The organism is Symbiopectobacterium sp. (assembly GCF_051710365.1).
Taxonomy (GTDB): Bacteria; Pseudomonadota; Gammaproteobacteria; order Enterobacterales; family Enterobacteriaceae; genus Symbiopectobacterium.
Genome location: NZ_JBPETA010000176.1, coordinates 1 through 6,316 on the forward strand (window position 1 = coordinate 1; position 6,316 = coordinate 6,316).

The 6,316-nt window shown below is 50.5% G+C and carries 5 protein-coding genes and 3 pseudogenes; 3 read left to right on the forward strand and 5 right to left on the reverse strand.

Features of this window, described 5'->3' with window-relative positions:
• Window positions 1-112 precede the first annotated feature (112 nt).
• The 4 genes from ACTBDZ_RS13905 to ACTBDZ_RS13920 form a co-directional block, all read right to left on the reverse strand.
• Window positions 113-769, reverse strand: a complete 657-nt coding sequence (locus ACTBDZ_RS13905; RefSeq protein WP_438815758.1) for a TonB-dependent siderophore receptor — start codon at window positions 767-769, stop codon at window positions 113-115.
• Window positions 738-1,040 carry a hypothetical protein gene (locus ACTBDZ_RS13910; protein ID WP_438815759.1) on the reverse strand — a complete coding sequence of 101 codons (303 nt, stop codon included), beginning with the start codon at window positions 1,038-1,040 and terminating at the stop codon, window positions 738-740. The genes ACTBDZ_RS13905 and ACTBDZ_RS13910 overlap by 32 nt, the downstream gene beginning before the upstream one ends.
• 1 nt (window position 1,041) lies before the next feature.
• Window positions 1,042-2,100, reverse strand: a complete 1,059-nt coding sequence (locus tag ACTBDZ_RS13915) for a TonB-dependent siderophore receptor (protein ID WP_438815760.1) — start codon at window positions 2,098-2,100, stop codon at window positions 1,042-1,044.
• Between the two features lie 283 nt (window positions 2,101-2,383).
• Window positions 2,384-2,782: a transcriptional regulator gene (locus tag ACTBDZ_RS13920; protein WP_438815761.1), complete on the reverse strand. Its 399-nt coding sequence runs from the start codon at window positions 2,780-2,782 to the stop codon at window positions 2,384-2,386.
• A gap of 786 nt (window positions 2,783-3,568) precedes the next feature.
• On the opposite strand from ACTBDZ_RS13920, the pseudogene acs reads away from it, so the two are divergent.
• From acs to actP, 3 genes and pseudogenes are all read left to right on the forward strand, one after another.
• A pseudogene (gene acs / locus ACTBDZ_RS13925) lies at window positions 3,569-5,528 on the forward strand (acetate--CoA ligase).
• 139 nt (window positions 5,529-5,667) lie between these two features.
• Complete coding sequence (locus tag ACTBDZ_RS13930) at window positions 5,668-5,976, forward strand: DUF485 domain-containing protein (protein WP_438815762.1); 309 nt, start codon at window positions 5,668-5,670, stop codon at window positions 5,974-5,976.
• Window positions 5,976-6,194, forward strand: a pseudogene (gene actP, locus ACTBDZ_RS13935) (cation acetate symporter); the annotation flags it as partial. The gene ACTBDZ_RS13930 and the pseudogene actP, both read left to right, overlap by 1 nt.
• A gap of 53 nt (window positions 6,195-6,247) precedes the next feature.
• Here the strand turns inward: actP and ACTBDZ_RS13940 are convergent.
• Window positions 6,248-6,316 (reverse strand): annotated as a pseudogene (locus tag ACTBDZ_RS13940) (surface-adhesin E family protein); the annotation flags it as partial.

A 6,316-nucleotide genomic window follows, 5' to 3' on the forward strand; every position in this document is an offset into this window, starting at 1 on the left:
ATTGTTAGTATGAATCATGAGAGTTACCTCGTGTTTTGTATAAGGATTGGACACCCATATCAAAACCGGTAACTCTCAACCTTGCAAGGTCCAGTGTCAGATCAAGTCGCGACTAATACACATAATTATAGTTAGCCAGCACCGTCAAGCCACGTGCCACCTCGCCGCTCATTTCCAACTCGATACCGCGTGAGCGAACCTGCCCGGTTTGCGCTGACGTGCCAGGATGCTCACGATCGGTAGTCGATACGTTATCCTGAACCAGATTATACAGCGCGACGGTCGCATAACCGTTAAAGCCGTGTGGCGTGTACTTCATCCCCACTTCGGTCTGCTTACCCATGGTCGGTTTATAGGGATTTCCTTTACCGTCATCTCCCGCAAGCGGCATAAAGGATTCGGAGTAACTAATATAGGGAGAAACACCGTTATCAAACAGATACATCAGCCCAGCCGTTTTGGTGAACTTATCGCCATCCTTACGGCTATCGGTGCCATTGGTCAGATTCTGATCGCGCGATTTTGCCTTGTCGTAACGCCCGCCAATCAGCGCAATCCAGCTATCGTCATAGCGGAACTGGTTCTGAATGTAGTAACCCATTTGGTGACGCCCAGTGCGATAATCATACAATTGGTCGAGCGGCAGAACCGCGTTGCCATACACCGGGTTAAACATATTGATAGTGCCAATACCGTAGAAATCACCATCACTGCTCTGTGAATTAGCGCGGCGATAATCAACCCCCCAGCAGCAGCGTGTTTTCCACATCGCCCCATTGCCACTCCCCGACCATACGGTTATCTGTGGCCCAGTTTTGCGCAAAACCATCGCGGTAGGTCATACCACGATCCACCCTGCCATCAACAACATCCCCTAAGGCATAGGCAGTACGCAGATCCATATTCAGGTAGTTGTAGTTGGTGTTCTGATGGAACGTCCAGGTATCATTAATACGATGGGTGAACTCATAGCCCAGCGTAAATTGGCGGGTATTGTTGCGATCGAGACCAGGTTCACCCAGCGAGGTTCTGTAGCCCACCTTACCGAACGGTGTGTTGTGTGCCCGCAGGCATTTTAAAACCACTGGTAACATCGGAATCGGTATCCATGTAGCTCGCCAGTACGGTCAGTTCCGTGTTTTCCCCCATCAGGAACGTCATGCTGGGTGCCAGATAGAAACGATCGCTCTTGGCATGATCCATTTCGCCCGACGTACCGCGCGCGAGGCCCACCACACGATAGAGCACCGTGCCATCATCGCTAAGCGGCCCTGCGCTATCAATGCCCAGTTGGCGGTAATCATTGGAGCCATAATCCAGAGAGATTTGTCCCTGTGGCAAACGCGTTGGACGCTTGGTGATCACGTTAACCAGACCACCCGGCGGGTTCTGCCCATACAGCACTGATGCAGGCCCTTTTAACACTTCAATTCTATCCACGCCAAAAGCGTCAAACTGCTGAACAAAGAAACCGCGTTCGTTAATGGCCGCAAGTCCGTTTTGGAAGCGTGACTGATCTTTAAAGCCACGGATGGAGAGCCATTCGGTCTTGTTATCCGGCCCGTAATAGGATGCCAACACGCCGGGGTTGTAGCGCAAGGCCTGATCGACCTTCTTGGCGCCGCGCTCTTCCATCTGTTGCTGTGTCACCACGGACATCGCACGCGGCGTTTCCGAGACCGGTACATCCAGCTTTAACGCGGTATTAGGTGGCGCCGTGACGACGATTTGATCGTTACGCGCTGGCACCGCACCCGTTGCCGGTGCTACTGGCTGCGCCACAATAGAGACGCTACCGTCAGCGTGGCGCTCGGCGCGCAGACCGCTGTTTGCCAGCAGTTGCGCAAATCCTTGTTCCACTTCATAGCGCCCTTGCAATCCGCTGCTCTGTTTACCCACCGTCAGTGCCGGATCATAAGACAACAGAACGCCGGATTGCTGTGCCAATTGGTTTAAGGCCTGGGCCAGACTGCCCGCAGTGACATGAAATTCCTGTGCTGCTGCCGAAACGGCCGTGACCGAAGCGGCACCGCCCAGCGCCATTCTCCAAAGTGCGGCTCTTAGCGCCAGCGTTACCGGCCCGGTTCGCCATGATTTCATTGTTATACCCCTGTCAGTTTTTCATTGCTGTTAATGGGTATGCCAATGGAGGTCACGACAAGGGGAACCAGAAAAAAAATAGCGTATCAGTAGGTAAGTGCGTTTGGTGGCGTTGAGAGAACTCGATTGTTATCGAAACTTGCAAGACAAAATAAATCTGCAATAATTTTGGTTAAGGCGCGTTGATCAAACTCGCTACGCCAGAAAAGGCGTAGCTTATATTGTGACAGGTGCGCAATAATTCCGTAATATGATTGGTTTCGAACGTCCTTGCTTTATTTACCTAAGAGACGAGGTTAATGGCAGGAGCAGGTTCGCTGATCTCTTGATTCAAAATCATCAGAGAAAACACACGGTTTTCAACATTCAGCTTAGAAAAAGAGAGCGTGCTTAGCTGCTTTTTCGTGAAGCCATCAAACAGCAGGTCCGACACCACGCGCGTACTCATAACGTCGCTGTTGGTCACAAAGTCCTGATAGGCAAACTTCACGTTTATCGGCAATACGTCATCAATAGAGACCGGATTATTCGTTTCAGAATGCAGCCCGAAATGGGCATTAAATGCAGAGTTAGCACAGAGAACCTTGCATTTATCATCAATAACGGCGACGGCACGCCTGTCATTTTGTACAGGTTTGCTCAGCATGCCTATGATTTCATTTTGTCCAAATATCAGACTCATCGTTTCCTCTGCTTCATGCTATGACAAGATAACTCCACGGACACACTGAGAAGCTGTCGTCAACCTCCCTACAGATCTGCGCGACTTACGCGCAGGATCGAAAGGCATTGAGTAGATACTTTCGATAGCTCGAAACCGAAAACCGTAATTAATCAATAAAAACAAATAGATAAAATATCTTGTACTTCCGTTAGCGTAATGATCAAGCAGCGCGACGTGGTGTTTTGATCTCGAACGATCAGGCAAAAGCCTACATCGTCAAATTCCTATTCAAGTGTAGAAGTAAAAGGTCAAAAAATCCCGTGAACCCGTACCACATTAGTCGCTTATACTGCTCTCATTTTTTTACATATGTACTAAAGTTTTAACGTACCTGTCGATCAAACGATCAAAAAGCATCTTCTGGATCAAAATATACCCGTGTTGGTATGCACACTATCGGCTGAATAAGCAGTATCTTTATGCTATTTGATCGAAAAGGAAGATCAAATAATAAAAAATAATAGTTTTAATCTATTGAAAATAATAAATTGATCGTTATATGCTTTACGATCATGTGAACGAGCAAGTCAGTCACAATAATGTGACACACATCACAAATTATCTTCCGGTTTGCTTTTTTATAAATAGCAGTAAACGCTCAGGGCCAGCCATTCTCCACGCTTTTCCTTTCACTGTGTTACTCCTTATTGCGTGATCTATCGCTCAAAAAAGAAACAAATTATGGCGCACCACTACACTTAACGATTTTTTGACATACCTTTAACAAGGTTTAAGGAGAGCGCTATGAGCCAATATAATAAACACACCATACCCGCCTCAGTGGCGGAGAACGCCCTGATTAACGCTGAGCAGTATCGCGAGTGGTATCAGGCATCGATCAATGATCCCGAAACCTTTTGGCGGGAGCATGGCAAGATCGTCGATTGGATCAAACCGTACACTGAAGTTAAAAACTCCTCTTTCGATCCAGGTCATATCCGTATTCGCTGGTTCGAAGATGGTACGTTAGATGTTGCAGCCAACTGTCTTGATCGACACTTAACCACCCTTGGCGATCAAACCACCATTGTGTGGGAAGGGGATGACGCAACCCAAAGCAAAACAGTGACTTACCGCGAACTTCACCAAAGCGTCTGTCGTTTTGCTAATGTGTTGAAATCTCTGGTCATTAAAAAGGGCGATGTGGTCGCTATCTATATGCCCATGGTGCCGGAAGCGGCAGTTGCCATGCTGGCATGCACGCGCATCGGTGCCATTCATTCCGTTATTTTCGGCGGTTTTTCTCCTGAATCCATCGCCGGGCGCATTATCGATTCCAGTGCCAAGCTGGTGATTACCTCTGATGAAGGCATCCGCGCAGGGCGCACCATCCCGCTGAAAAAGAATATTGATGACGCGTTGCGCAACCCAGATGTTAAAACGGTGGCACACACCATTGTTTACCAGCGTACGGGTGGCGCTATCGATTGGCACGAAGGACGCGACCATTGGTGGCACGATCTGATCGCCGGTGCAGACGATCGCTGCCCGCCAGAAGCGATGAATGCCGAGGATCCGTTATTTATTCTCTATACTTCCGGGTCGACCGGTAAGCCCAAAGGCGTACTGCACACTACCGGCGGATATCTGGTCTATGCGGCCATGACCTTCAAATATGTGTTTGACTACCATCCCGGCGATATCTATTGGTGTACCGCCGATGTCGGCTGGATCACCGGACACAGCTACCTGCTCTACGGCCCGTTGGCCTGCGGTGCCACCACGCTGATGTTTGAAGGCGTACCCAACTGGCCGGATGCACGCCGTATGGGACAAGTGGTCGATAAGCACCACGTCAATATCCTGTATACCGCCCCCACCACTATCCGCGCGCTGATGGCTGACGGTGACAAAGCTATCGAAGGCAGCAACCGGCGTTCGCTGAAGATCATTGGGTCGGTGGGCGAACCCATCAACCCGGAAGCGTGGGAATGGTATTTCAACAAGATCGGTAACGGCCAATGTCCGATCGTCGATACCTGGTGGCAAACGGAAACGGACGGGTTAATGATTACCCCGCTGCCAGGGGCGATCGAAACCAAGCCGGGTTCAGCAACGCTTCCCTTCTTTGGCGTGCAGCCTGCATTAGTCGATAACCTGGGCACGCCGCAGGACGGAGCAACGGAAGGCAATCTGGTGATCACCAACTCCTGGCCGGGTCAGGCGCGTACGCTGTTTGGCGATCATGAGCGTTTCGAACAAACCTACTTTTCGACCTTTAAAGGCGTATTTCAGCGGCGACGGTGCCCGTCGCGATGAAGATGGTTACTACTGGATAACCGGCCGCGTCGATGACGTGTTGAACGTGGCGGGCCATCGTCTGAGCACGGCGGAAATAGAGTCGGCTCTGGTGGCACACCCGAAGATTGCCGAAGCCGCCGTGGTGGGCATCCCACACAGCCTGAAAGGCCAGGCTATCTACGCCTATATTACGCTCAACCACGGTGAAGAGCCTTCCAGTGCTCTTTACACGGAAGTGCGCAATTGGGTGCGTAAAGAGATTGGCCCGATTGCTACACCCGATATCCTGCACTGGACGGACTCGCTGCCGAAAACCCGCTCCGGCAAGATTATGCGGCGTATCCTGCGCAAAATCGCGGCGGGAGATACCAGTAATCTGGGTGATATCTCTACGCTTGCCGATCCTGGCGTCGTTGAAAAACTGCTGGAAGAGAAAAAAACCATGGACACGCCACAGTCTTAAACATCAAACGCAGTACGCGCTAAGCGAACCGATAGCAGATAACGCCAGACCCCAAGGGTCTGGCTTAGCTGGCTGTACCCTAAAATCGGCAACGTTTTTACTCACAACCGGATACAGACTCACTTACCGGAGATTTATGATGAATGACGTCCTCTACCAACGCATTGGCAACCACTCGGTGTTTAAGGAACTGGTGCGCAAACGTCAGCTTTTTGCCGTCTCGCTTTCTCTGATCGTCCTGGTGTTATACGTCAGCTTCATTTTGCTGATTGCCTTTGCTCCCACCTGGCTGGGTACCCCCCTTTATCCCGGAGCAACCATCACGCGCGGCATTCCCATCGGAATTGGGCTAATCATTATCTCGTTTGTCTTGACCGGGGTGTATGTCTATCGTGCCAACGGCGAATTTGACCGTATGACCAAAAAGCTGCTGAGTGAGGTTAAGTAATGAAAACCCGTCTGTTATTACCGCTTATTGGTCTGATGCTCCCCGTCATGGCCTACGCAGATGCCCTCACCGGCGACGTTCAACGCCAGCCGCTGAATATCCAGGCCATCGTCATGTTTCTGCTGTTTGTCGGCGGCACGCTTTACATTACCTATTGGGCCTCGAAGCGTACACGCTCGCGCAGCGACTATTATACGGCTGGTGGCAATATCACCGGGGCTTTGTTGAATAAATCAGAACTTGTAACGACTGTGCCCCATCGGGTCGATTGTTACGTGATGCGAATACTGTTCGGCATTCCTAATAGCGTGATCCGGTTAAGCGCTTTGACCATCGCCAT